The organism is Sphingomonas sp. UYP23, assembly GCF_054059235.1.
In genome coordinates, this window is record NZ_JBSSBX010000001.1 from 3,832,474 (window position 1) to 3,857,361 (window position 24,888).

Genomic DNA, 24,888 nt, shown 5'->3' on the forward strand with positions numbered 1-24,888 from the left:
CGCCTCCCGCCCCTTCAAGTCCTTGCGGGGACACGATGGAACGGGAGGCGCCTGAGAGGGGTTAGGAGAGTCGCTGAGTCGGTGTGGCAGACGGTGGCACATCAGCATCAATGGGGACGGGTCGGTGCCGTGTGGCCCTTCCTGGCGCCCAGATCGACCTACTGGGCTGGGGAGTTGCTTATGTCGTCTCGCGGTGACCGCAGGCGGCGGGCGTGCCCCTCACGATTGAAGGCACATGGGTAGCGAATGCCCTTGCTGTCTCGGAGCATCCCTTCGATTGGATATTCCATCGCCAGTATTGATACGCTGAAGATTTCAGCACGGCGTCCATCTGCGGTCCAGGCTGGGGCCGTTGGGTCGAGCGTCGGCACGGATCAGTGGCTCGGCGGGTAGTGGACCCCGAGGTCTCCATAGACCGGCTCGCCTTCGTGTTCGCCAAGCAACACCCGTCCATCCTCCCTTTGGAAGTTCATGGGGGCGGTGTCCTGGCCTGCCGCGTGGATCGCCTGTATTTTGGCGACGGAGATTCCCGCGCGGGACAGGCGGGTGCGGAACTGCTGGTCCGTTCGGGCTCGCTGTTCCACCGCTGCCAACAGTCCTTGCACGTCGGCGGGCTGCGTTGCGGTCATCACCTCGGCGATCCGTTCCTGCACGTCTCGCTTGAAGCGGAGAAGGCCGGGCTTATTGCCGCCGCCCATCAGGATACCAGTCACGAACCCCGCGACGTTCCCGGTGGCGACGTGGTGTGCCGTCTGGAGAGCATGGCCGACCTGGGCCGCGTTGAGCTGAGCGCGTTGCTCCGGCTTGGCTGCACTTACAGCGGCCTTGAACGTCTCATGGGCTTGGTCCTCCCCTTCCAGGCGATCGTCCAGCCGGTTCATCACGCCGGGGCGTCCCGACATGGTCTCTACGGCCTGTTGTTTCACCGCGTCACCTGGCGCCGCTAGGCTTCCAGCGCCCGATAGGCCCAGGGCCTGCCGCACGGGGCGGGTGGCGTTCGCGGCAGGCTGGAGGCCCGCCTGGGTCGCGGTGTCCGCAAGTGCTGTTCGGGCGCCGACCGAGTAGGCCTCACGGGCCGGGCCGGACATCGGGTTGTTCCCGTTGCCGGTCATGTACGCATTGATTTCCGGTCCTGTCTGAGAAGCGACCTTTCCGCCCAGTTCCATGCCGTCCTTGATGCCCATTTCGTCACCGTAGCGGGCCACCGTGTCGCGATAGGCTTCGTTGTGTTCGCCGATGCCGCTGCGGAGGCCGCGAGCGAGATTGCCGATATGAACGCTGTTGGTCGTGTCCCTTGGGAACATCCCGGAGCTATCCATGGCGGCAGTACGGCTGTCATTCATGGCGCGTACGACTTGGTCAAAACCCTCCGTGGATAGGGCGTGCGTGGCGTCCAGGGAGCCGTCGTCGCCCATGCGGAACCCGAGGGCCTCCGGGTCGCCACCGTGCGCCGCGTTCGGGTTGTTGCGGATGTTGCGGACGGCCTGGGGGAGGGCGTCTCGGAACGCTGGGGTGCGCATTGTGCGGGCGATTTGGTCCGTTACGACCATCGGCTGCGCATAGGCCGCCGTGTAACCTGGTCGGGCCGCTGCGGAGGCGTTGCGTTGGATGTCCGCCACGGCGGCGATCGGGTCCACTGCGGGGCCAAGCTCGTCGGTGACGTGTGCACGTACCCGCTGTCCCATCTGGGCTTGGCGGGCGCCGAGGGCCTCACGGGCTCTGGTCGCCATCGGACCGCGACCTTGAAGCGCCCACGCGGTCGTATGCCGGAGGTCCTCGGAGACATCGCCGGGCATCGCTGGGACGCCACGGGCCTGCCGGGCGGCGACCTCGGCAGCGACATTCTCAGCAGTTGTCGGGAGCCCAGGGGCGCCCATTCCAGCGTCAATATCTCCACCTCTCATCTGCCCCGCGATCATCCGTTCGGCCTGAGCGTTGGCGCGGGCTTCGGGGGCGATCAGGGGTTGCTTAAGAGCGTGCCGTGGGAGGTTTTGGAGGAAACGAGCCGTGGCATCTACGCCCGGAACCCTGTTCTGAGCAGAACCCATTGCTGCCGCCGCGCCCCGAAAGGCCGGAGCGGCGAGAGCGCCTGCCGTGAGGCCCATACCCAGGCCGTTCACGGCGTTGGTGACGTTGCCGTCCCCGGTGTCGTTCATTGCCCCCGAGACAGCGCCGTAGCCGCCCGAGGTGACCGCACCGTTCGCCATGTGGGCGCCGAGGCTTTCGTCGCGTGCCACGGTCGCGCCGGGGGCAAACATGGAGGCGCCGAAGCCGCCCCATCCTGCCGCATCAGCGATGCCGGGGTGATCGCGCTGCAGCTCTTCCTTGGCGTCGGTGACGCCGTTCGCTGCCGACTGGTAATAGAGGCCGGGGTCGAACTCTTCGCCGCCCGTCGCCGATCGCACCGCGTTGCCTGCGGCACCGCCTGCCCCTGCTAGGAACCGGCTGGCGTTGGGGAGCGCACCGTCTGCAAATGAGGCCGCTGCGGAGGCCGCTGAGCGCCCCAAGGACGGAGTGGCATCAGCGGGCCTGGAGGCGCTCGGAGGTGGCGTGGGGAGCCCCTGAGCGGCCTTGTAGGCAACGCTGTTGCCGACCAGTGCGCCCTTCGCCCCGCGCTTGGCGATGAAGGACTGAGCGTCCTGCGGGGTGACTGCAAAACCCCGCTCGTGAGCGAAGTTCATCAGGTCGGACGCGGTGGTCTTCGGGTCCTGGGCCTTAGCGATGTAGGCGCTCTCGTCCTCATGGGACATGCGGGCGCCCTTCTGGAGGGAGGCCGTCGCTGCGGTCGTGACGTGGGAGATGATGTCGGCCTGCGTCGCGCCTTCTGGCGCCTCGACCTCATAGGTGGAGCCGTCCGGTCCCTGGACCGTGTATTTATCGATGGTTGGAATGGGGAATATCTCTGAAGCAGCGCCGCCAGACGCCGTGTTGAGCTTCCCCCATCTCGCAAGGCGTCATGGACCTGGAGACGCTGGCGGGCGCTCAAAGTCTGACAGTGAGATGGGGGGATGACATGTGTATAGCCGGGAGCGAATTGCCCACCAGATGTACATGAGGTAACAGTAAAGCGAACTCTCGCGGCTACTTTAAGGTGGGACTAAACCCAGGCTGCTGATAACAAACGATTTAATGCATGTTCCCGGAGGGCCAGATGGGACCCGGTTTTCTCTCGAATGTCCACCCCGGCAGCGCCCATCCGCAGCCTTGCTGGACCGGCTGGAGACCTCACGCGGCGAAAGGGACCCGCTGTCCGAAACGGACCCGCGTGGGCACCGTATGGGACCATAGCCGCCTACGGTGACGATCGGGGCGGCGGCGGGTCGGGGATGCCCGGAAAGGACTGGCGGGGACCCACGGGGCGGCATGGGACCCGCGCTTTACTGGCGAAATAATCGGGCGGCAGTATCTGCTATCTCGGGGCGGGGGATGCGTGCATCGGACTCCGAGTTGCGGTGGCGGCGGCGCAGCGAACCCGCCAGTTTCGAGCGAGCGGCCACCATTCGCCCAGGGTCCCCCGGCCATCTCCCCAAGGGGACCCAGATGACAAAGGGCATTGCGCGACCGCGCGTTTCCGCCAGTCTCGGCAAGGTCGGAGAGCGAGGCGGGCGGGCGGCAGACCGTGAAGGGCGGGGACTATGGGGGTCTGCGGGCGGCGGGGACATTGGCCTTCGGTCCGATCGCCGCGAGGTGGCTAGATAACATTTCCGGCGTCTGAGCAGGGACTCAGCAGTGTGGCATACGAGCAATACAGCTATGGCGGTGTAAGGATAGCGAGGGACTTGGAGGGACTAGGGTTTACTGCTTTCCCCTTAGACTTTGTCGCCCTGTCGTCGCCCCGCAGCAACCCAGCGGCCCACCTTGAGCGCCAGCCGCCCGCCGCCGCCTAAGACCAGCCAGGCCAGGGCGAGGAGGATTGCAGCAACTTCAATCGAGTCCCACACCGCGCTGTATGTTTCCTGCGTCTGAAAACCATCTGCACGCTCGTAGCAAGCCGGACGGTTCGAGTCGGTATAGTTATTACAAAGCGTTAGTGCCGTTGACAGCACATTTAGGGACCTTAGGTACATCCATCCCCACATTGCCAGACTGCCACCGATCATCCACAGGACCGAGGCGACGATCGCCAGGCGCGTGCCGACCCCGAGGTGGCGCTTTCGTCCTTGTGCCGCTCCATCGCTCATCGGTTCGCTCCCGTGCTCTCCCGTGCGGTCTGCCACGCTATCAGGGTCCGCAGCAAGCGACCTCAAGCCACTTTGGGCCTGTCCCGTTGGGGTATACGTCAGCGAGGCGCAGGCGCGATACACAATAAGTGTCTCGCTAGGGTTGACTGGAGATTGCGAGACGTCCAGTAGGGTGGCATCTGGACCCCAGCGAGACGGGATACACCTCTACCATGGCAAGCATCATCGGTTACGCTCGCGCCTCGACGGACGATCAGGACTGCACGATCCAGGAGGCGGCCTTGTGGGCGGCAGGGTGCACTATCGTGCGTGCGGAGAAGAAGAGCGGCACGACGCTGGCAGGCCGGGCGGAGCTGGAGACCATCCTGGGCTTCCTGCAGGCCGGTGACACGTTGATGGTGACACGGATTGATCGACTCTCCCGCTCTGTCGCTGACCTGGAGGCCCTTGTCGCCACCTTGAAGGGGCGCGGTGCTTTCCTGCGGGCCACCGAGCAACCCATAGACACGTCGAGCCCGGCAGGCACCGCGTTCCTACAGATGCTGGGGGTGTTCGCTCAGTTCGAGACGGCCCTACGGCGCGAGCGGCAGATGGAGGGCATTGCGAAGGCCAAAGCGGCGGGCGTCTACAAGGGACGCAAGCCGACTGTAGATGTCGCCCAAGTCCAGGCGTTGCGGGCAGAAGGCGTTGGTCCTGCGGCTATCGCCAAGCGCCTGGGGATCGGGCGTGCCTCGGTCTATCGGGTCCTTGGGGCCGTTGGGTCCGGGGGGAGCAGCGAGTGACCGAAGCGGGAAAACAGTGGCAGGCGCATGACTTGGTCCTGAGCGAAGTGCACCGGCACCCGTCCTTCCAGATGCGGGCCAAGGGCGTTGATCGAGCCCACGCTAACCGGCTCCTAAAGGTTTTGCAGAGCGGCGGGGTCCTTCCGGCCATCAAGGTCGCTCGGGTCGGCAAGGCCCTGTACGTGGTGGACGGCTTCCACCGTATGGATGCGCACGACGCGGCGGGCCGTGAGACCATCAAGGGTCAGGTCGCGAAGATGAGCCTTGCGGAAGCGCAGGAGGAGGCCCGGCTGGCGAACACCACGCACGGCAAGGGGCAGACACCAGCCGACAAGGCGAAGGCGTTCGATGCCATGATCGCTGCCGGGGACCACCTGGACAGCCGGGGCGTGTTGAAGTCCTCCCGCACCATCGCCGCCGAGATGAACCACAGCTACAGCCACGAGACGGTGCGCAAGAAGCTAAGGGCGTTGGGCCACGAGCTGGCAGAGGCCACCGAGTTCCCGAAAGGGTTCAAGCCGTGGCGCGGCGGTGTCGCTGAGGAACCCGAGGAGATGCTGGCCGAAGAGCTAGCCGCCGACGCACGCGGTCATTTGAAGGCCCTACATCATCTCTTCTTTGATCTCTCCGATGAGGACCAGCGGGCCCTGCTCGTCACCGCTCGGGAGCTGGTGGGAGCCCTGGAGCGCGGCGAGCGTCCCGAGCGGGAGCTGGAGGTCGAGATGGACATTTAGGGGACTGCAGGGCGTCTTGGGCGTTCCGGGTGGGACTGTGAAAACCTGAGGGTTCCTGCGGGTCACGGCGAATTGCGGTGTCAAGGTTGACATGTCGGGGAAATGGCTCGCAAGAGAGAGCAGAGCTGCGGAAAGCGACACCGCTTATCACCGCCCCCGGGGGGTTACACGATTCCGATGAACGATGCCGAGCGCTTATTCTTCGCTGGCGGGGCACACGCTCGTGCAGCCCATGCCCTTGTAGGTGCTGCCCGAGCTGCCGTGCACATGTGCGTGCCATTCTACCTGCTTTTGGGGTTTTCCCTTGAGACCGTGCTGAAGGCCGCGTTCGTCCACCTTGGCGGGGACATGAAGGTCGCCAAGCAAGACATCGTCCACGATCTGCCCAAAGCTCTTGGCCATGCTGTCGCTCTGGGGTTTCATCCCCAAAATCTGCAACTAAAGTGGCTGGTAGAGACGATGGCCGAGGTGCACCGCAACCACTCGTTCCGTTATCTTGGCGGTGACGGCGATTTGCGTGTCGCCGATGAGGTTTACGCCCTGAATATCCTCGATGACCTTGTCGCCCAAGTGGGACAGTTGCTCTACCCCGAGCATGATCGAACCTACTGGATTGAGCGCCTAGCAGCCTTCGAAGCCGGTGGCTGATCACTGGCCACGGCGGTGCGGAGCGCTCAACGCATGTCGCTGAAGGTCATGGGACGCGGAGGGGGAGCACTGGCTCGTTGGGGAACTCGGGGAAGTCGACGGGTTGCATCCTCGGAAGCAGGGTGCGCTGCGACCCAACACCAAGCAGAAGGCCCCCAGCATCCGAATGAAGTGCGTCTGTGGTGGTATCTTTTGCCCAGCGTTCAACCAATCGGAGATGATCGACATCAAAAAATCGGGGCACTTGCGCGAGGTCTATTGCCGCCTCCCTGGCCGCAGATACGGCCTTGTCAAAATCGACAACAATGTTCCGCAGCCGTTTGGTGTTTTCTGCCTCCGTAGGCTTCGCGGCGACACTTGCGACCGTCTCCGCCTGTTGCTTGGCGGCGAAGATTGCGGCCCTGAGACGGTCCGGCGTGAACAACCCTACCCCCCGCAGTCGACCGATAGTGACGGGCTCGTCCCGATAGATTGGCGTCCCGGATTGGCCTTGCGGGAGCCGGGCGTCGCGCATCGCTTCGGCGGCCCGATCCCTGACGGTGACCATCTCGCGAAGTTCGCCGCGTCTGACGGCGAGAGCATGAAGGCGGAAATAAGCGTCGCCAGCAGCAGCCTTGAACCTTTCTCCAGCCTTTTCGACTTCATGTAGCTGGCTGTCAAAGAGTAGCGCATTGCACCATTCGATAATCCGCCGAAGTGGTGGCGGCCACGTCCCGCAATCTGCGCACTGCGGACTGCCGGTCTCGCCGTTTTGAATGGGCCCCTGTTTCCATTCGGAACGCCAAGTCGAGGTGGGCGGGGCCGCAATGGCTTCCGACCAAGTAGTGATCTGCCGTCCCGAAGGTCACGAGGAACCCCCTTCGGTGGCGGGTGTGGCCCTTGCAGAAACAGCAGCGCTGGGCGGGGGCTTCGGCCGATAGTTCGTACTCGAAGACAATCTCGGGGGACGTGTTAGCCGGAGGCGCCGTCGATAGGGCGCCAATCAGGTGTGCGACATCGGTGACAAATAGAACCGCGTCTGCAAGCTGGTGGTCGAGAAGGTCTACCGTCGCTGTATTGGGCATGAACATTCATAGAACGGAGCCTTCAGTCCATCAAGATGTTGGCACGGGGTGCCGATCCGGATTTACCTTTGCGGACTGTCCCGCGTTGACTCGCTTCTAGGATGCTTACGACGCGGACTTCCAGCCGCCGTGCTCACGATCCGGTAAGGTCGAAGCGCGGTATCTTGGCGATGGCCTCCCCTCGGGCCTTAACGGGCGGCTTGGCGTACTTGCGGCCCTCTGTGTCGGCTGCGTGTCCCTGCAGGGCGTCAATCATCCGCTCTTCTATATTGTGGGTGAAAGACATTTCCTTGAACAGGTGACGCCAGGCGTGGTTCGGCTGCAGCGTCTCGTCGGTGATCCCCACGTCTTGGCGGACCCATTGTGCGATGCGCTCGCCTACTTTGCCAATGTGTCGATTTGCGGGGCCCGGCTTCCTCTGGCGCGATGGATCGTAAAAGATTGGACCCGAGCCCTGCGCGGTGGCGACCGCCAGGAAACCTTGCTCGATCAGGTGCGAATGGAGCGGGACGATCCGCGCCTCCTTGTTCTTCACCTTCCCCGCCTCCGGTGTGATGTTGATCGTCCAGTAGCCGTCGATCTTCCTGACATCCTCGGCTCGGAGCTGCGCCAGCTCGCCAACGCGGGCTCCGGTGTACGCTGCGATCCACGGTATCCAGCGGCGGGCCAGGGTGTGCCCCTTGGACATGCCGGTGTTTGCAGGGACCAGAGCCGCCGTAAGGATCGCGGTGGCCTCCTCGGCGGTAAAGGCACGCTCGCGTAACTGGACGCGCTTGCGGACCTTGACCATCGGACCCAGCGCGACGTTCTCGGTCAACAGTTCCTTCTGCACCGCCCAATTCAACGCGGCTTTGATGGCGCCGATGTATTTGCCACGCACGGTGACTGGCAGACGAGGCTTGCCCCTTACACCGTTGGTGGCGAGGAGATGGTCCGCCCAGTTGCGGAGGTCCTTCTTGGTGATCCGCGCGGCGTCGTCGTGTCCGAGGAACGCCCCGAGGGCCACGATGCACTGCCGCCAGTCTTTACGGGTAGTGTAGGCCAGTTCCTCCGCAATGGCGTAGGCGTCGAACGTCGCCAACAGAGGCACTGCGGGGCCCTCAGTGCTTGCCTTGGGGGCAGGTGGCACCGGAGGGGGCGGGGCGGCGACTATCTGGCCTGCGAGCCTCGCCAGGGCGATGTCACTGAGCCGGATCGCGGTGGCGTTTAGCTCCCGACACAACGCGGTGAAGCCGTCGGCGTCGTCCGGGGCGACTGTAAGCCCCTGAGATAACAAGAGGGCCTGCGCCGAGTCGGTCCATTCCTCTTCGATCGTCTCGGAGTCGCCATCGGCCTGCCACTGCTTAAAGTCGGGAAGCTTCCAGTTCCAGCCACCGCGCATCCGTTCGGCACCTTCGGGACCTTTCGCCCACAGCCGAGCCTCTTCACGCGCCAGCCACTCAACCTCAAATGTTTTGCCGAGGAAGGCGATTGTGGGGGCGTCCAGGCGGTCATAGGCCCCCGAGGCAACCTTAGCGGCCTTGGCGACGATGGCGTTATAGCGGGCCAGGGCGGGGCCATACTGGGCGTGGAACCGAGGTGATGCAGCGTCCGAGGTGCCCAAAGACACCTTTAGCTCGACCGCCTGTTTACCCGAAGCGCTCAGCGGAACGAACGGGCGCAGCTCGACCGGATAGGCGCGGCGGAAGCTCAGGCGGCCTGTGTTGGGGTGTTTCTGCACGTGCCTTAAAATAAATATTCCCATCGCCGGTTTTGTACCTCCGCCCTGTGCCCTGGCGAGGTAGAAAGCAACGACAATCAGCCATTCCTAAGGGTTTTCAGCCCCTTAGGTCGTGCTTGGTGCGGACGGCGGGACTCGAACCCGCACACCCTGAGGGCGAGGGATTTTAAGTCCCGTGCGTCTACCAATTTCGCCACGTCCGCGTGGGGTTCGTCCAAGCGCACCCGACGCGTCGCGTCAACCCGCTCAGACGTTCAAATTGGCGCGCATTTCCTTGCCGGGCTTGAAATACGGGACGCGCTTTGCATCGACATCGACGAGTTCGCCGGTGCGCGGGTTGCGGCCGGTGCGGGCATCGCGCGCGCGGGTCGAGAAAGCGCCGAAGCCGCGCAACTCGACGCGGCCACCGGAGGCGAGCCGTTTGATGATTTCATCGAAAAAGGTCGTGACCAGAGCCTCGATGTCGCGGAGCGACAGATCGGGATTTTCGGCAGCCAGTGTCTGCACAAGTTCTGATCGAATCATCGTACGCTTTCCTTACCCCCAAGCCCCGTCCGATCGGGACGATATGGCCGCTTCGGCTTGATCTACAGCAAGTCTAGCACGAGGATAGGTTGAAAACGACGGAAAAAAGCAAAACGGGGCGATTTCCTGTGAAGGAAACCGCCCCGCCGTCGCGCAAATTATTACTTCTTTGCGTCGGCGCCCTGCGCCTTGAGCGCTGCACCCAGGATGTCGCCCAGCGACGCGCCCGAATCGGACGAGCCATACTGCGCCACGGCCTGCTTCTCTTCGGAGATCTGCATCGCCTTGATCGAGAAAGTCGGCTTCTTCGAACGGTCGAAACCGGTGACCATTGCATCGAACTTCTGGCCGGTCTGGAACCGCTCAGGGCGCTGCTCGTCGCGATCGCGGCCGAGGTCGGTGCGCTTGATGAAGCCCGTCGCGCCGTCGTCGCCAACCTGCACTTCGAGACCCGCATCGCGGACTTCGAGCACGGTGACCGTGACGATGGCGTTCTTGTTGAGACCCGATGCCGCTGCCGAGATGCCGCCGGCGGCGACGCCGCCTGCTGCCGGAGCGCCACGCTCGAGCTGCTTCATGCCGAGCGAGATACGCTCCTTCTCAGCGTCGATGTCGAGCACGATGGCCTGAACCATCTCGCCCTTGCGATGCAGGTTGAGCGCGTCCTCGCCCGAAACGCCCCAGGCGATGTCGGACATGTGGACCATGCCGTCGACGTCGTTGTCGAGGCCGATGAACAGACCGAATTCGGTCGCGTTCTTGACTTCGCCTTCAACGGTCGAACCGATCGGATGCGCTTCTGCGAAGGCCTCCCACGGGTTGCTGATCGCCTGCTTGAGGCCGAGCGAGATGCGACGCTTGTCGGGATCGACCTCGATGACCACGACGTCGACTTCCTGCGAGGTCGAGACGATCTTGCCGGGGTGGACGTTCTTCTTGGTCCACGACATTTCCGAAACGTGCACCAGGCCTTCGATGCCCGGCTCGAGCTCGACGAACGCACCATATTCGGTGATGTTCGTAACGCGGCCGGTGAGCTTGGCGCCAACCGGGTACTTCGCGGCTGCACCTTCCCACGGATCGCTCTCGAGCTGCTTCATGCCGAGCGAGATGCGCTGCGTGTCCTTGTTGATGCGGATGATCTGAACCTTGACGGTGTCGCCAATGTTGAGAACTTCCGACGGATGGCCGACGCGCTTGTAGCTGAGATCGGTGACGTGGAGCAGGCCGTCGATGCCGCCGAGGTCAACGAACGCACCATAATCGGTGATGTTCTTGACGACGCCGTCGATGATCTGGCCCTCGGCGAGCGACAGGATGAGGCCCGAACGCTGCTCGGCGCGGGTCTCTTCGAGGATCGCGCGACGCGACACGACGATGTTGCCGCGCTTGCGGTCCATCTTGAGGATCTGGAAGGGCTGGGGGATGTCCATCAGCGGGGTGACGTCGCGCACCGGGCGGATGTCGACCTGCGAACCCGGCAGGAAGGCCACGGCGCCGTTGAGGTCGACCGTGAAGCCGCCCTTGACGCGGCCGAAGATGACGCCCTCGACGCGTGCGGTCTTGGCGAATTCGGTTTCGAGCGTGTCCCATGCGGCTTCGCGGCGGGCGCGGTCGCGCGACAGCATCGCTTCGCCATGCACGTTCTCGACGCGATCGACGAACACTTCGACTTCGTCACCGACCTTGAGATCGGCCTTCTGGCCCGGCATCGCGAATTCGCGGAGCGGAACGCGGCCTTCGGACTTCAGGCCGACGTCGATGACGGCCAGGTCGTTCTCGATTGCGGTGACGGTGCCCTTGACGACGCGGCCTTCGAAGCTGTCGGCACCGCCGAGAGTCATTTCGAGGAGGGCGGCGAAATCGTCGCGGGTTGGGTTTGGCTGAGTGGCCATAAAGGGATCAGATCCTAAATCATTGTTCCGGCCAGCCGGTTGTCTCCGGCGGTCTTGGCCTATGTGTCGGAACAGCCGAATGCCGGGCCGACATCCGCCGATTGACGTTCGCGGGGGCGGGCAACTCGCTAAATGCGAAAAGGGCGCGAGAGGACATGCCTGTCGCGCCAGCCTCCGCGAGCACCGCTCGCCGGACCTCGCGTCTATAGCCGAGCGGGGGAGGGGGATCAAGTCGCGTCGGCGTTGACAAAGATTGGCATTGTGAGATCTTCGAGAGCGGAGACTCACATGGCCACGATGAACATTTCCCTGCCCGATGCGATGAAGGATTGGGTAGAGGCCCAAGCTGCGACGGGGCGGTTCGGCAACAGCAGCGATGTCGTCCGCGACCTGATCCGGCGGGAGCAGGTTCGGGTGGATAAGATCGCCAACATGCAGAGGATGGTCGACGAAGCCCTGGAAGGTGGAGTCTCCGATCTGACAGCGGAAGACGTGTTTGCTGAAGCTCGCCGGCGTTTCCTCGCGCGCGACGGTAGCGATGCCCTATAGGCTTTCGCAGCCGGCAAGGCGCGACCTCGACGAAATATACATCCGGGGGGCGGAGCTATTCGGCATAGCCCAGGCCGACGAGTACAGCGCTGGCATGGCGCAGACGCTCACGTTTTTGGCATCCTATCCGCGCGCAGCGCGGGAGCGAACCGAGATCGTGCCGCCGATGCGTGCGCATCGGTACAAGGCGCATGTCGTGATCTATCGATTGGAGGAAGATGGGATCCTGATCTTGCGGGTCCGTCACGGACACGAAGATTGGACGTCCAACCCAGTATGATCAATCGCGGGTGATTCTCGACTCGACGATGTCGATGGCACGCTGGACCGCCGCCTCGATCGAGAGAAAGCTCGTGTCGAGAAATGCCGCGTCGTTGGCGGGGACGAGCGGGGCGTTCGACCGCGTCGAATCGCGCAAGTCGCGCGCGCGGATGTCGGCGAGCACCTTGTCGATGCTGATCAGCGATCCGTGCGACCGCAACTCGGCGTGTCGGCGCTTGGCGCGGATGGTGGGGGTGGCGCGCACGAACAGTTTGGCGTCGGCGTTGGGGGCGATGACGGTGCCGATGTCGCGCCCGTCGAGGACCGCGCCGCCGGGCTGCTGCGCGAAACGCTTCTGGCGCTGAAGCAAGGACGCGCGCACTAGCGGATGCGCCGAGACGACCGAGGCGAGCGAGCCGATCGCATCGCTGCGCAGCAACGGGTCCTCGAGCAGCGAATCCTCGAAGTCGCACGCGGCGACCGCATCGGCCTCGACCGCGGCGTCGAGTTCGAGCCGCCGCACGTTCGCCGCCACCGCGCGATACAGCAGACCGGTATCGAGGTGTGGGAGGCCGTAATAGCGTGCGAGCGCCCGCGCGATCGTGCCCTTGCCCGAGGCGGCGGGTCCGTCGACAGCAATAATCATCGGCGTCTAGCCAAGATGCGTACCAATCCAATGAGAGCGATTGCGGCCCAGGCCAGTTCGAGGGCGAGCGCCGGCAGGTTGTAGTTCACCACGAGCGAGAGCGCGAGTAGCGAAGCGCCAACAAAGTTCAGGCCGGTCGACAGCAGGTTCGGCGCGGCATTGCGCAGCGTCTGGTAGGCGAAACCTGCGAGGATGACGATCGCGCCGACGAAGCCGACCAGGTCGGCGGTATGCGAATCGATCATGCGCCGCCGCTCTGCAACTGCGCGATCTGGTCGAAGAAGGCAGGGTAGCTCGTCGCGACCGGGGACGCGTCGTCGAGCGTGATTCCGCCGCCGGCATTCCCCTTGCGGCAATGCAAAGCGGCGACAGCCATGCTCATCGCGATGCGGTGGTCGAGCAGCGTCGCGATCGTCGCGCCGCCGGGCAGCGGGTCGCCGCCGGTGCCGTCGATGATCATGCCGTCCTCGACCTCCTCGACCCGCGCGCCGATCGCACCCAGCGCGGCGGCCATTGCGGCGATCCGGTCTGATTCCTTGACGCGCAGTTCGTCGGCGCCGCGCGCGATCGTGCGGCCGGTGGCGAAGGCGGCGGCGACGAACAGCACGGGATATTCGTCGATCATGCTCGGCGCGAGATCGGGCGGGATCTCGATCCCGGTGAGTGCTGCGTGGCGGACCCGCAGATCGGCGACGGGTTCGCCCCCGACGTCGCGGGGCTTCTGCTCTTCGATGCTCGCACCCATCAGGCGGAGCGCGGTGAACAGCCCGGCGCGCGTCGGGTTGAGACCGACATTTTCGATCACCACGTCCGATCCCGGCACGATCGTGGCGGCGACGACCAGGAACGCGGCGGAGGAGGGGTCGCCCGGCACAACGATCTGCTGCGGCTTGAGCTCGGCCTCGCCGGTGATCTCGATGATGCGGCCCTGCGGCGACGGTTCGACCGTGACGGTCGCGCCGAAGCCGCGCAGCATCCGCTCGCTATGGTCGCGCGTTGCGATCGGCTCGATGACGCGGGTGATCCCGGGCGTGTTGAGACCGGCGAGCAGCACTGCCGACTTCACCTGCGCCGACGCGACGGGAAGCGTGTAGGTGATCGGGATGGCGGGGCACAGGCCGCGCAGCATCAGCGGCAGGCGGCCGCCCGGGCTCGACGTGATATCGGCGCCCATTTGCGACAGTGGCGTGATGACGCGCCCCATCGGCCGCTTCGACAAGGAGGCGTCGCCGATGAAGGTCGCGGTGATCGGATGGCTTGCGACCAACCCCATCAGCAGGCGCGTCGAGGTGCCCGAATTGCCCATCTCGAGCGCGGTCGTCGGTTGCAGCAGCCCGCCGACGCCGACGCCCTGGACGCTCCACACCGCGTCGTCGCTCCGCGTGATCGTCGCGCCCATCGCGCGCATCGCGGCGGCGGTGGCGAGCACGTCTTCGCCCTCGAGCAGCCCCTCGATCCGGCTGGTGCCGACCGCCAGCGCAGAGAGCATCAGCGAGCGGTGGCTGATCGACTTGTCGCCCGGCACGCGGACGCGGCCGGTAAGCGGGCCGGATGGTTGGATTTCGCGGGCGATCGGCGTAGGGTGTGTCATCGGGGCTGCGCTTTGACAGTGCGCTTGCGCTATGGCAAGGCGCGCACCACTTTGCGGCCCAACGGGTCGCGAGACCCGCTTCCTATCAGCCCAGGGCCGCAACGCCCGCCGGCTCAACAAAAGGTTCAATCGGCATATGATCCAGCCGGAATGGGGCACGAAGCGTACGTGCCCGAAATGCGCCACCCGTTTCTACGATCTTGGCAAGGACGACCCCGTCACCTGCATCAATTGCGGTGCGCATTGGGAGCCCGAGCCGATCCTGAAGTCGAAGCAGCCGCTGCCGTTCGAGCAGGCCAAGCCCGAGCTGGTCAAGAAGGACGACGATCTCGCCGGCGACGACGAGGATATCGATACCGGTGAAGACGAGGAGCCCTCGCCCGACGACGAGGTCGATCTAGGCGGCGACGACGATCTCGGCGTGGAAGCGCCGCAGAGCGAAGACGAGCATTGATCCACAGGTAATTGATGTTTTTATGGCAAGCGGCACTCAGACCGCTTGCCAAGGGCGCGTCGCCTCGGTAGGGGCGACGCCTTCCCGCAAAGAGGTTCCGGTTTCGGACCTCTTTCCAGAATACGATGGGGCCGTAGCTCAGCTGGGAGAGCGTTCGCATGGCATGCGAAAGGTCAGGGGTTCGATCCCCCTCGGCTCCACCATTTCCAATATATAGCGCGCGATTGATCGCAGCGTTCCGGTAAGACTGCCGATGGCGCAGCTTCCAAGCTTCTCCTTACACCCTCCGCTTCAGGTTTCGGGCGATCGCGCGCCCGGCGCCGGAAAAAGCGCCGCCCGCGCGCGCCTTATTGTTCGCGCGGACGATGTCGGCTTGCCCCGAAGCGAGGCTGGAATACTCTGCGTCAGCCAAGCGATCGTTGCCCCCCGCCGGCCGAAGCCGAAGAGGCGGCCGATTCGATCGACCAGCTTCGAGTCGGGGGCGTCCGACCGGCGGATCGGGAGCATCCGATCGGTGCGACCGGCGCGCGCCCGATCGTCACGCTGCTCGGCGTGATGCAACTGCGTGACGTCACGTGTCGTGTTGCGACGTTTTGCATCGTGGGCGGCGGCGTAGCCAGCGCGGGCGCGATCGAGCGGGTCGAAGGGACGTCGAATCGGCGGGGCCGGGTGATAGCCGCGCCATCGCGCCGGTATGCACGCCGCCGTAGCGCGATCAGCCAGGACCGGGATGCTGTGGGATAACGTTCGCAGAGGGTGCGGCGTCGTCACGCTCCGCCCAACCGGCGAGCGCCTGGAACATCGCCATGCCGCGATGGCCCCATTCGGTCAGCTCATAGACCTGCACCCGGCCGGAAGGCGGCAGCCGGCGCTGGCGGATCATACCGACCTTCTGAAGTTCCCGGAGACGCTGGGTGAGCACGTTTCGGCTGATCCCGGGCAGCTGGTCGAACAGCCCGCCGAACCGGAGCGGGCCCGACATCAGGAGGCGCACGGCGAGCATCGTCCAGCGCCGCGCGAAGATATCGAGCAGCGCCATTTCCTCGCGGGTCGGCGCGGCGAGCGGCGTGCTGGCCGTATCGTAGTAGAGGGGTGTGCCGAATTCGTGCACCGTGCGTCCTTATCGTTGTCCCGCCGCCATTCCGCCGTCGGGCATGGCTGTTATTCGATTGATCCGAGAACGATCGCGATCCCTTGGCCGCCGCCGATGCAGGGCGTGGCACGCGCATCGGGCTCGCCCTCGCGCTCCAGGATGTGCGCCGCCTTGGCGGTCATGCGTCCGGACGGCGCCGCGGCCCGCGCGACAGGGGCGGTGCCGAGGCGAGGGGGTCGCACACCGCGTCGCAGGCGATCCCGAGCGCGACGGTGCGATCGGCCGCGCGGGCGAGGTGGAACCGGCGGAAAAGGTCGTTGGGGGGCACGCCTCCGGCCTTGATCGCGACGCCGCCGAATGGATCCCAGCCTGTTTTCGGCATGTCGGGGATAGGGCGTGCGGTGGTATGCAAGGCGGTGTCTTTCGCGATCCGCTGGTGGCTCATGCGACAGAGACGGAGCGTCGGCGGGAAACCCGTAAGCGTTTTTCGGGGGCTGGCGTTTTGCCGCGCGGCGGGCTCGGGCGCGGCGTCGGGGGCGGTAAGCGGTCCCGCCGTCCTTGCGATATGCCGCTGGCCCCTGACGCCAGCGGCCGATGGCGGTGGCGCCATGTCGACCAGCGAGGATCGGGCGTAGCGCCACACCATCGACGCGCCGGCACCTCCGCTACGCGTCCCGACGGGCGAGGGGTAACCGGCCCAACCGCATTATCGCCGCCTGTTTCGTGCGCTGAACGCGCGCCAAAACAGCATGCAAACGCCGGCACAGCAGATTCTTTGCGGCGTATCGTGGCAAACCAACTCTCGTTATAGACTTGTGTTATGCAAGGGACTTGGCAAGGCCGGTCTCAGGGTTCTAGAGCCGCGAACACCCGACGCAGGACGGCCGTGTCGGCTCCGATGCGCCGTGCGGCGGTTGGCGCGGCGCACGACGCAGCATGACGATGGACCCTGGTTTTCGAAATGGATGCAGAACGGCAGGAAAGCGGGCTGCAACGCCTGATCCTCAACGAGCGTGCCCGATTGTTACGGTTTCTCGCGGTACGCGGCGCCGGCGACGAGGCCGAGGACGTGCTTCAGGATCTGTGGCAGCGCGTTGCCGCATCGACGGGGCAGCCGATTGCCGACCCTATCTCCTATCTCTTTCGCGCCGCGGAAAATCTGATGCGCGACCGGCGTAGATCCGATCTCAGCCGGGAACGACGGCACCACGAATGGCACACCGCCGGTGATGCGCCGACCGACCTTCCAGGCGGCGAACGCACGCTGATCGCGCGGCAACGGCTGCGCCAGGCCGAGTCGGTGCTTGCCGCGCAGGGGACACGCGTCGATCGCGTCTTTCGGCGTTACCGGCTCGAGGGCGAGGATCAGGCGTCGATCGCCGAAGCGTTGGGGGTCAGTCTGAGTTCGGTCGAGAAGGATCTGCAGAAGGCCTATCGAGCGCTCGCCGCCTTAAAGGTAAAACTCGATGCGGAATGAGCGATACCAATCCGTCTCGGGGGGGAGATGGTCATGAGCGCACCTGATGTCGCAACGGTCGAAGAGACGGCCCGCCGGTGGGTGCTCGGCATCCACGACGCATCGTTCGCCGACTGGGACGGCCTGACCGACTGGCTCGAACGCCATCCTGCGCATCTCGCCGCTTATGACGCCGCGGTCGCGGACGATGCCTGGGCGGAAGCGGCGCTGCGCACGCCGCCGCCGCCACCGGCGATCCCGGTCGATGCGCATCCGCGGCCGCGGGTCGGTCGCCGCTGGGCGATGGTCGGTGGCGCGGCGGCCGGCGCTGCAGCGTTCGCGTGTGTCGGCAGCTGGGTCGCGCCCGGTCCCGCCGCCGCGCGCAAGGAGATCGCTACGGGACTGGGCCAGCATCGCAGCATCGCACTGGCCGATGGCTCGACGGTGACCCTGAACGCCAATACGCGGATCGCGTTCGATGCAAACCGGCCGCGCGCCGTGACGCTTGCAACTGGCGAAGCGCTGTTCACCATCCACCACAATCCCCGCGATCCCTTCGTCCTGACGGTTGGCGGTACGCGGCTGGTCGATGCCGGAACGGTGTTCGATGTCGTCCGCAACGGCGGCGCGCTCGACGTCGCGGTGGCGCAGGGCGCGGTGGTCTATGCGCCCGACACCGACAATATCTGCCTGCAGGCCGGGACCATCTTGACGCGCGCGGACGCGACCGCGCCGCCGCAGCTCGGCAGGGCGACTCCGGAGTCCGTCGGGAGCTGGCGTAACGGACGGCTTTCTTACGACGATGCGCCGGTCGAGCGCGTCGCGCGGGATTTGAGCCGTAACATCGGCGCGCCGATAAGCGTGTCCGGCAAGGCGCGCGGCCTGCGCTTCAGCGGGACCGTGACCTTGACCAGCATCGCGCAACGGACGCTCGATCGGGCCGGCCCCTTACTCGGCGTTCGCTTCATCCGCGTGAACGAGGGCTGGGCAATGACCGTGACCGATGCTGCACCGTAGGGTACTCTGGCCGCTTGCCGCGGCCTGCATGGCGACTCCTGCGCTGGCACAGGACAACGCCGCCTCGGTCGATGTCGGCGCCGCACCGCTGGCGCAGGCGGTCCATACGCTGAGCATCCAGACCGGCACGAGTATCGGCTTTCGGGAGGCGCACCTCGCGGCGATCCTGGTGCGGCGCGCGCGCGGTCGGCTGACCGCGGCGCAGGCGCTCGCTCGCATGCTGAAGGGCACCGGCCTGCGCGCGCGCCGCGTCGCCCCGGCGACCTATCTGGTCGAAGCGGCACCGTCCGCCGCCGCCTCGGCAGCGGTGGCCGGCACGCGGGTGGCACAGGCGAGGGCCGAAACCGAGGCGCGCGATATCGTGGTAACGGGATCGAAGCGCGACATTCCGCTCACCGCCTATCCCGGCGGCGTACAGATCATCGACGGCCGAAACGTGAGCGCAGCCGCGGCGGGGCATGGCAATGATCTGCTCGAAACGCTGCTTGCCAGCGTCGCTTCGACACATCTTGGCCCGGGCCGCGACAAATTGTTCATCCGCGGCATCGCCGATTCGAGCTTCACCGGGCGAACACAGGCGACGGTCGGGCAATATTGGGGCAACAGCCGCATCACCTACAGTGCGCCCGATCCGAGCTTGCGCCTGTACGATGTCGATCGGGTCGAGGTGCTGGAGGGGCCGCAGGGCACGCTTTACGGGGCGGGGTCGCTGGGCGGCGTGGTGCGCGTCGTGCCGCACGCGCCGGAGCTCACCACATTCGGCGGGCAAACCTGGGCCGGCGTCCAGGCGGTGCAGCACGGTGGCGTGGGCGGCGATGGCGGTGCCGTGCTCAATATCCCCGTGCTGCCCGATCGCGCGGCAGTGCGCGCCCTCGTCTTCGCGTCGAGCGATGCCGGCTATATCGACGACGTGCAGCGTGGCGTGAAGAACACCAATCGCGTGCGCACCCTCGGCGGACGGCTTGGAGTGCGGATCGAGCCCGGGGACGGATGGACCGCCGATCTCGACGGCGTCGGCCAGAGCATCCACGGTGACGATGCGCAATATGCCGACCGCGGCGGCAATGGCCTGACCCGTGCCAGCGCAATCGCGCGGCCCTATCACGACCGCTACGCCCTGGCGGAGGTGGTTGCGCGCAAACGGTCGGGCACGCTCGATGTCACGGCGTCGTTGAGCTATAGCCGACAAAGCGTGGCGGAGATTTTCGACGCGCTGGAACTGGCCGACGCCGTCACGTCGCCCGTCGATCCGAGGACGAGCAGTCCAATCGCCGCGGTCGGACATACGAACCATATCGAGCTGGTCTCGGCCGAGGGCCGGATCGTTCGCCACAGCCGTGACGGCACCGGCTGGATCGTCGGGCTGAGCCTGCTCAGCAATCGCGCGAGCCTCAATCGCCGGACGTATCTTGGCGTCGCAGGATCGCTCGCGCCGGCACCGCTGACCGGCGTGCGTAACGCGGCGCAAGAAGCGACGGTCTATGGCGAAGGCACGTTCGCGCCGCTGCCGCGCGTGACGGTGACGCTTGGCGGGCGCCTGACAACGGTTCGGCTGTGGGGCCAATCGCTTGATGCCGTGCCCGCGATTGCGCTGCGGGTCGATCCGGGCGCGGAGTCGTCGCGGAGCGAGACGCGCTTCCTCCCATCGACCGCAATCGCCTATCGCATCGACGGCAGCTGGACGCTGTTCGCGCGCTATCAGCAGGGCTTCCGGCCCGGCGGGATCGCGGTGCGAGAGGACTATATCGAGCATTTCAGGGGGGATCGCCTCGGCTCGCTGGAGGTCGGCGTGCGGCGCCACACACGCCGGCTCGACCTGAGCGTCGGCGCCGCGTTGACGATGTGGACGAACATCCAGGCCGATCTGATCGACAGGCTGGGCTTCCCGACCACATCGAACATCGGCGACGGGCGCCTGCTGTCGCTCGGCCTCGCCGCGAAATGGTGCCCGGTCGACGGGCTCGAGCTCGATGGCGCGCTTTATATCAACGATAGCCGGGTGATCGCGTTCACGCCCGCTGCGATCGCGCTCGACGGGGCCACGCTGCAGTCGAGCCGCTTGCCCAACGTGGCCGACGCGAGCGGCCGGATCGGTCTGACCTACCGGCGCCGCCTCGCTGGCACGACGGCGCTCCAGCTGACCGGTTTCGGCCGATATATCGGCCATTCGACGCTGGGCATCGGCACGATCCTCGCAAAGCCGCAGGGAGGCTATTGGGATACCGGCGCAGAGCTCCGCGTCGGTCCGCCGCGCCACGGGATCAGCCTTGCGGTTACCAATCTGTTCGACAAGCGCGGCAACCGCTTCGCCTTTGGCTCGCCGTTCCTGCTGCGCGATCATGACGAGATCACCCCGTTGCAACCGCGCAGCGTCCGGCTCGGCGTCGATCAGGCGTTCTAAGCCGTCGGGCGCTGGCCCGTTGCGAGCCTGCCGCGCTCGGCCCTGCTTCCAGCCGGAGACCCGGCGCTGGACTGGGGCGGTCACGGGACGTCGCGCCGTCGCGGGCGGCGCGGTTGAGCGGTATATCGCGCTGTCCGAAGGGGGGCGTGTCCGGCCGGTCGCTCAAGCGCCGGCTGGGCCGTTCCGTAAAATGGGCGCCGGCACTTATGCCGATTCTATGCCCCCCGCGGCCAATCCGCATCGCCCCTTTATGCAGTCGCGCCCTATCTGCTTCGCTGCAAGCCTGTCCTCCCCCCTCGCACCTTCACGGTGCGCGCGCGGCACGGCGGATCAGCATGAGGAAGCGTAGCCATGATAGCGTCTCTCAACCCGGAGCCCGACCAAGCGCGCCCGGTCCTGAAGGTCGGACAGGATCGCGCCGGCCATTGGCTGGTGCAGGATGATGGCGGCACGCTCGAGGGGCGCTTCGTGTCACGCACCGCGGCGATGGGCTTCGCGCGGGGCGAACTCCACGCCTTTCCCGGTGGCACGATCGTGATGGCGGCGATGCCGCTGGTCCCGACGATCCCCTTCGCGCCGGTCCAGCCGTGGGAAACCGCGCAGCACCATCGCAGGGCCGCCTGATGCGCCCCGCTCTCATCCGCAGCGCGATCCGGGGTGCAGGGCGATGACCCATGTCGCCGAATATGGGATCGATGCGCCCATCCGCGCGCGCCGCGCGTCACCCAAGCGCGGGAGCGCCACCCGCCGCCCGCGCTGTCGCGATACGCGCTGGCCCGAGGTTGCAGCGGCGCTCTCCGCGTTGCGCGCCGCCAAGCGCTGCAGCGTGCGGATCGTCGACGCCGATTGCGGGGCGGGGACGCTGTTGCTGTGCGCGGTGCGCTTCGCGCGCGCGCTGGGGTTCACCGCGATCGAGGGGCGCGGGATCGCCACGGCCCCCGCACTGATCGGCCGCGCGCGCGCCGCGGCCGCCGCGGTGCGCGATCCGGCGATCGGCATCGTCTTCGAGCGGGGCGAGCCGATCGCGGCGTTGGGCGAGGAGTGCGCGTTTCCTGCCGACATCGTGCTGTGGCACGGCGCCACCGGCACCCCGGACGACACCGCAATCTGTACCCAACGCGCGGCGCGCTGCGCGGGGCATGCCGTGATTGCGGATCACCCGACGGAGTGGATCGCGGCATGACGCATCGCGACCGCTTCTGGCGCGGGCTCGGCGTCGCACTCGTCGCCGTGGCCAGCGTCGTCCGAATGACGGAGGGCTTCGAGACACAGATCGGCGCGGGTCTCGCTGCCTTCATCCTGATGCTAGCCGGTCTCGTGCTCATCGTCCAGGGCAAGCGCGTCCCCGCCGCGCTGCGCGTCGAGCGCAGCCGACACCGCCTGCTTGCCCAGGCGATCCGCGATCGCCGCCACCGGCGCCCGCGCGATCGCGACGCCTGATCCGCACGATCGACCGCGTCCCCTCTGCACGATGGAATCCCTATGTCTCTCCCTTTCGACTGTCGCGACGGCGTCCTCCATGTCGAGGACGTGCCGCTGCCCGCGATCGCGGCTGCGGTCGGCACGCCGGCCTATGTCTATTCGACCGCGGCGCTTCGCGCCTCCGCCCGCGCGTTCCGCGCCGGGCTGGCGGCGGTGCCACGCAAGCAGCTTGCCTTTGCGGTCAAGGCCAATCCCAATCTGGCCGTGCTGACGCTGCTCGCTGCCGAAGGCTATGGCGCCGATATCGTCTCGGCAGGCGAAATGCTCCACGCGCTGGCGGCGGGGATGCCGGCGCGCAGCCTGATCTTTTCGGGGGTCGGCAAGACGCGGCGCGAGCTCGCCGCCGCGCTCGATGCCGAAATCGGGCAGTTCAATCTCGAGCTGGAAGAGGAGGGCGTCGTCCTTGCCGGTATGGCCGCAGCGCGCGGCGAGCGGGCGCCGGCGGTGCTGCGGGTCAACCCCGATGTCGATGCCGGCACCCACGCCAAGATCTCGACTGGCCGCAAGCAGAACAAGTTCGGCGTCGCGATCGCGGATGCGGGCGCGATCTATGCGCGGCTGGCGCCGCTCGACGGGCTCGACCTGCATGGGATCGCGATCCATATCGGCAGCCAGCTGTCGGATCTGGGGCCGCTCGAAGCCGCTTATGCGCGCATCGGCGAACTTGTCGCCGAGCTTCGCGCGGCCGGGCACGCGATCACGCATGTCGATCTGGGCGGCGGGCTTGGTGTGACGTACCGGCCGGGGGAGGTGATGCCGAGCCCGGCGGCCTATGGCGCGATGGTCGCCCGCGTGACGCGCAACTGGGACGTGACGGTACTGTTCGAGCCGGGCCGCTTCATCGCGGGCGATGCCGGCGTGCTGCTGACCGAAGTGCTGTGGGTGAAGCCCGGCGCGGTCGATCCCTATGTCATCGTCGATGCCGCGATGAACGATCTTGCCCGCCCCGCGCTCTACGACGCCTATCACGATTTCGGTGCGGTCCGGCCAAGCGGGGAGCGGATGACCGCCAATATCGCCGGTCCGGTCTGCGAAAGTGGCGATACTTTCGCGATGGCGCGCGAGATCGATGCGGTCGTGGCGGGCGATCTGGCGGTGTTCCGCACCGCGGGCGCTTACGGTGCGACGATGGCCTCGACCTATAATTGTCGCGCGCTGGTGCCCGAGGTGCTGGTCGACGGCAATCGCTTCGCCGTCGTGGCCGACCGGATCGCGCCCGCAGCGATGCTCGCCGCGCAGCATCTTCCGCCCTGGATGACGGACGACGCGGCCGTTCCGCGCAAGGTCGCCTGAGGCCTCGCTAGGGGGCGTGCGCGGAAGGCGGCTCGCGGACCGCGATCTCGTCGAAGCGCATCCAGCGATAGATCAGGAAGCTGACGATCCACGCGCTCGCGAACAGCCCGATGATCCAGAAGCCGAGCAGGTTGAGATGGCTGCCGAGTCCGGTCGCCACGTCCCATACCCCGCCCGACAGATTGAGCTTGTCGGCGAGCAGCGCGGTGGTCTCGATCCCGCCGATCATCACCGCGACCAGCGCCGACACCGCGGTGATCGTGACGTTGTAATAGAGTTTGCGGATCGGCCGGACGAACGCCCATTCGTAGGCGCCGAGCATGAGGATCGCGTCGGCGGTATCGACCAGCGCCATCCCGACCGCGAACAGCGCGGGGAATACCAGCACCGCGGCAAACGAAAAGCCGTGCGCCGCCTGCGCGGTCGACAGGCCGAGGATCGCGACTTCGGTCGCGGTGTCGAAGCCCAGGCCGAACAGGAAGCCGAGCGGCGCCATGTGCCACGGACGCGTGATCAACCGGAACAACGGCCGGAACAGGCGGGAGAGGGGGCCCTTGCCGGCGAGCAGCACGTCGAGATCGTCGGCGTCATAGCTGCCGCCGTCGCGCACGTAGCGGAAGGTCTTCCACACCGAGCGCAGGATGACGAGGTTGATCGCCGCAATCGCGAACAGGAAGCCGGCGGAGAAGAGCGTCGCGATGACGCTCCCCGCCGCCTTGAGCGTCTCGAACTGCGCGAGCGCGTTGGCGGTGGCGGCGATTGCGACCGAAGCAATCAGGATCACCGCGCTGTGGCCGATCGCGAACCACAGGCCGACGCTGATCGGCCGCGTGCCGTCCTGCATCAGTTTGCGCGTGACGTTGTCGATCGCAGCGATGTGATCGGCATCGACCGCGTGGCGCAGCCCCAGCGTCCAGGCGAGCAGCGCGGTGCCGAGCATGGCGGGAGCGGCATGGAACAGGCTGCCGGCCCAGATCCATGCGCCGATGTTCGCCGCGAGGAGCAGGGTGAACAAGGCGACGATACGCGCCCGCAAGCGCCGCCCGTGGTGGGGCTCGCGTGCCGTCATCGGACGGTTTCCCACCCTGATGAAGGG

The 24,888-nt window shown here is 66.2% G+C and carries 26 protein-coding genes and 2 tRNA genes; 16 read left to right on the forward strand and 12 right to left on the reverse strand.

Translation table 11 applies throughout. From position 1 onward, the window contains the following. Nucleotides 1–374: 374 nt before the first annotated feature. Both ACVWYO_RS18900 and ACVWYO_RS18905 read right to left on the reverse strand, forming a co-directional pair. Nucleotides 375–2,750 carry a hypothetical protein gene (locus ACVWYO_RS18900; protein ID WP_457353427.1) on the reverse strand — a complete coding sequence of 792 codons (2,376 nt, stop codon included), beginning with the start codon at nt 2,748–2,750 and terminating at the stop codon, nt 375–377. Nucleotides 2,751–3,809: 1,059 nt separating this feature from the next. Continuing rightward, nucleotides 3,810–4,181: a hypothetical protein gene (locus ACVWYO_RS18905; protein WP_457353429.1), complete on the reverse strand. Its 372-nt coding sequence runs from the start codon at nt 4,179–4,181 to the stop codon at nt 3,810–3,812. Between the two features lie 212 nt (nt 4,182–4,393). On the opposite strand from ACVWYO_RS18905, the gene ACVWYO_RS18910 reads away from it, so the two are divergent. From ACVWYO_RS18910 to ACVWYO_RS18925, 4 genes are all read left to right on the forward strand, one after another. After that, nucleotides 4,394–4,963, forward strand: coding sequence for a recombinase family protein (locus tag ACVWYO_RS18910; protein ID WP_457353431.1), 570 nt, complete (start codon nt 4,394–4,396; stop codon nt 4,961–4,963). Continuing rightward, the gene (locus ACVWYO_RS18915) at nt 4,960–5,697 is read left to right on the forward strand and encodes a hypothetical protein (RefSeq protein ID WP_457353433.1); all 738 of its coding nucleotides are present in this window, start codon (nt 4,960–4,962) and stop codon (nt 5,695–5,697) included. Before ACVWYO_RS18910 ends, ACVWYO_RS18915 begins: the two co-directional genes overlap by 4 nt. A gap of 177 nt (nt 5,698–5,874) precedes the next feature. Further along, nucleotides 5,875–6,345, forward strand: coding sequence for a hypothetical protein (locus ACVWYO_RS18920; protein ID WP_457353435.1), 471 nt, complete (start codon nt 5,875–5,877; stop codon nt 6,343–6,345). A gap of 217 nt (nt 6,346–6,562) precedes the next feature. Further along, nucleotides 6,563–6,994, forward strand: coding sequence for a hypothetical protein (locus ACVWYO_RS18925; RefSeq protein ID WP_457353437.1), 432 nt, complete (start codon nt 6,563–6,565; stop codon nt 6,992–6,994). 548 nt (nt 6,995–7,542) lie between these two features. On the opposite strand, the gene ACVWYO_RS18930 is transcribed toward ACVWYO_RS18925, so the two are convergent. The 4 genes from ACVWYO_RS18930 to rpsA form a co-directional block, all read right to left on the reverse strand. Next, nucleotides 7,543–9,129 carry a recombinase XerD gene (locus ACVWYO_RS18930; protein ID WP_457353439.1) on the reverse strand — a complete coding sequence of 529 codons (1,587 nt, stop codon included), beginning with the start codon at nt 9,127–9,129 and terminating at the stop codon, nt 7,543–7,545. Between the two features lie 117 nt (nt 9,130–9,246). Continuing rightward, nucleotides 9,247–9,332: transfer RNA gene (locus ACVWYO_RS18935), tRNA-Leu, on the reverse strand. Between the two features lie 43 nt (nt 9,333–9,375). Beyond that, on the reverse strand, nt 9,376–9,654 hold the full coding sequence (locus tag ACVWYO_RS18940) for an integration host factor subunit beta (protein WP_140849158.1): 279 nt from the start codon (nt 9,652–9,654) through the stop codon (nt 9,376–9,378). Between the two features lie 161 nt (nt 9,655–9,815). Continuing rightward, nucleotides 9,816–11,549, reverse strand: coding sequence for a 30S ribosomal protein S1 (gene rpsA, locus ACVWYO_RS18945; RefSeq protein WP_133188650.1), 1,734 nt, complete (start codon nt 11,547–11,549; stop codon nt 9,816–9,818). Between the two features lie 288 nt (nt 11,550–11,837). On the opposite strand from rpsA, the gene ACVWYO_RS18950 reads away from it, so the two are divergent. Both ACVWYO_RS18950 and ACVWYO_RS18955 read left to right on the forward strand, forming a co-directional pair. Next, a complete protein-coding gene (locus ACVWYO_RS18950) occupies nt 11,838–12,098 on the forward strand; it encodes a type II toxin-antitoxin system ParD family antitoxin (protein ID WP_133188648.1) in 261 nt (86 codons plus the stop codon). After that, entirely contained in the window at nt 12,046–12,378 is a 333-nt protein-coding gene (locus ACVWYO_RS18955; protein WP_457353443.1) for a type II toxin-antitoxin system RelE/ParE family toxin, read from the forward strand. The genes ACVWYO_RS18950 and ACVWYO_RS18955 overlap by 53 nt, the downstream gene beginning before the upstream one ends. Here the strand turns inward: ACVWYO_RS18955 and cmk are convergent, their stop codons facing one another. From cmk to aroA, 3 genes are read right to left on the reverse strand one after another with little or no spacing between them, the layout of a single operon-like run. Beyond that, complete coding sequence (gene cmk / locus ACVWYO_RS18960; protein WP_457353445.1) at nt 12,379–13,005, reverse strand: (d)CMP kinase; 627 nt, start codon at nt 13,003–13,005, stop codon at nt 12,379–12,381. Continuing rightward, on the reverse strand, nt 13,002–13,250 hold the full coding sequence (locus ACVWYO_RS18965; protein ID WP_457353447.1) for a CBU_0592 family membrane protein: 249 nt from the start codon (nt 13,248–13,250) through the stop codon (nt 13,002–13,004). Before ACVWYO_RS18965 ends, cmk begins: the two co-directional genes overlap by 4 nt. Further along, nucleotides 13,247–14,596, reverse strand: coding sequence for a 3-phosphoshikimate 1-carboxyvinyltransferase (aroA, locus tag ACVWYO_RS18970; protein WP_457353449.1), 1,350 nt, complete (start codon nt 14,594–14,596; stop codon nt 13,247–13,249). The genes ACVWYO_RS18965 and aroA overlap by 4 nt, the downstream gene beginning before the upstream one ends. A 136-nt stretch (nt 14,597–14,732) precedes the next feature. On the opposite strand from aroA, the gene ACVWYO_RS18975 reads away from it, so the two are divergent. The 3 genes from ACVWYO_RS18975 to ACVWYO_RS18985 all read left to right on the forward strand — a co-directional run bounded on the left by ACVWYO_RS18975 (nt 14,733) and on the right by ACVWYO_RS18985 (nt 15,794). After that, nucleotides 14,733–15,050 (forward strand): FYDLN acid domain-containing protein, encoded by a 318-nt coding sequence (locus ACVWYO_RS18975; RefSeq protein WP_133191968.1) that lies wholly within the window; start codon nt 14,733–14,735, stop codon nt 15,048–15,050. Nucleotides 15,051–15,177: 127 nt separating this feature from the next. Beyond that, nucleotides 15,178–15,253, forward strand: a tRNA-Ala gene (locus ACVWYO_RS18980). A 307-nt stretch (nt 15,254–15,560) separates the two neighbouring features. Beyond that, a complete protein-coding gene (locus ACVWYO_RS18985) occupies nt 15,561–15,794 on the forward strand; it encodes a hypothetical protein (protein ID WP_457355055.1) in 234 nt (77 codons plus the stop codon). Here the strand turns inward: ACVWYO_RS18985 and ACVWYO_RS18990 are convergent. Together ACVWYO_RS18990 and ACVWYO_RS18995 are read right to left on the reverse strand one after the other, a co-directional pair. Continuing rightward, nucleotides 15,766–16,161 carry a winged helix-turn-helix transcriptional regulator gene (locus ACVWYO_RS18990; RefSeq protein ID WP_457353451.1) on the reverse strand — a complete coding sequence of 132 codons (396 nt, stop codon included), beginning with the start codon at nt 16,159–16,161 and terminating at the stop codon, nt 15,766–15,768. The two genes, ACVWYO_RS18985 and ACVWYO_RS18990, sit on opposite strands and share 29 nt — an antisense overlap. Nucleotides 16,162–16,321: 160 nt before the next feature. Next, entirely contained in the window at nt 16,322–16,525 is a 204-nt protein-coding gene (locus ACVWYO_RS18995; protein WP_457353453.1) for a hypothetical protein, read from the reverse strand. Between the two features lie 579 nt (nt 16,526–17,104). Between ACVWYO_RS18995 and ACVWYO_RS19000 the strand changes: the two genes are divergently transcribed. The 7 genes from ACVWYO_RS19000 to lysA all read left to right on the forward strand — a co-directional run bounded on the left by ACVWYO_RS19000 (nt 17,105) and on the right by lysA (nt 23,792). Further along, nucleotides 17,105–17,620, forward strand: coding sequence for an RNA polymerase sigma factor (locus ACVWYO_RS19000; protein ID WP_457353455.1), 516 nt, complete (start codon nt 17,105–17,107; stop codon nt 17,618–17,620). A 33-nt stretch (nt 17,621–17,653) separates the two neighbouring features. Next, the gene (locus tag ACVWYO_RS19005; RefSeq protein WP_457353457.1) at nt 17,654–18,616 is read left to right on the forward strand and encodes a FecR family protein; all 963 of its coding nucleotides are present in this window, start codon (nt 17,654–17,656) and stop codon (nt 18,614–18,616) included. Further along, nucleotides 18,603–21,017 (forward strand): TonB-dependent receptor domain-containing protein, encoded by a 2,415-nt coding sequence (locus ACVWYO_RS19010; RefSeq protein WP_457353459.1) that lies wholly within the window; start codon nt 18,603–18,605, stop codon nt 21,015–21,017. Before ACVWYO_RS19005 ends, ACVWYO_RS19010 begins: the two co-directional genes overlap by 14 nt. A 351-nt stretch (nt 21,018–21,368) precedes the next feature. Then, complete coding sequence (locus ACVWYO_RS19015; RefSeq protein ID WP_457353461.1) at nt 21,369–21,641, forward strand: hypothetical protein; 273 nt, start codon at nt 21,369–21,371, stop codon at nt 21,639–21,641. Between the two features lie 43 nt (nt 21,642–21,684). Beyond that, entirely contained in the window at nt 21,685–22,200 is a 516-nt protein-coding gene (locus tag ACVWYO_RS19020) for an SAM-dependent methyltransferase (RefSeq protein ID WP_457353463.1), read from the forward strand. Then, nucleotides 22,197–22,457, forward strand: coding sequence for a hypothetical protein (locus ACVWYO_RS19025; protein ID WP_457353465.1), 261 nt, complete (start codon nt 22,197–22,199; stop codon nt 22,455–22,457). The genes ACVWYO_RS19020 and ACVWYO_RS19025 overlap by 4 nt, the downstream gene beginning before the upstream one ends. Nucleotides 22,458–22,499: 42 nt before the next feature. Next, nucleotides 22,500–23,792, forward strand: a complete 1,293-nt coding sequence (gene lysA / locus ACVWYO_RS19030; protein ID WP_457353467.1) for a diaminopimelate decarboxylase — start codon at nt 22,500–22,502, stop codon at nt 23,790–23,792. A 7-nt stretch (nt 23,793–23,799) separates the two neighbouring features. Here lysA and ACVWYO_RS19035 read toward each other — a convergent pair whose 3' ends face one another. After that, on the reverse strand, nt 23,800–24,861 hold the full coding sequence (locus tag ACVWYO_RS19035) for a HoxN/HupN/NixA family nickel/cobalt transporter (protein ID WP_457353469.1): 1,062 nt from the start codon (nt 24,859–24,861) through the stop codon (nt 23,800–23,802). Between the last annotated feature and the right edge of the window lie 27 nt (nt 24,862–24,888).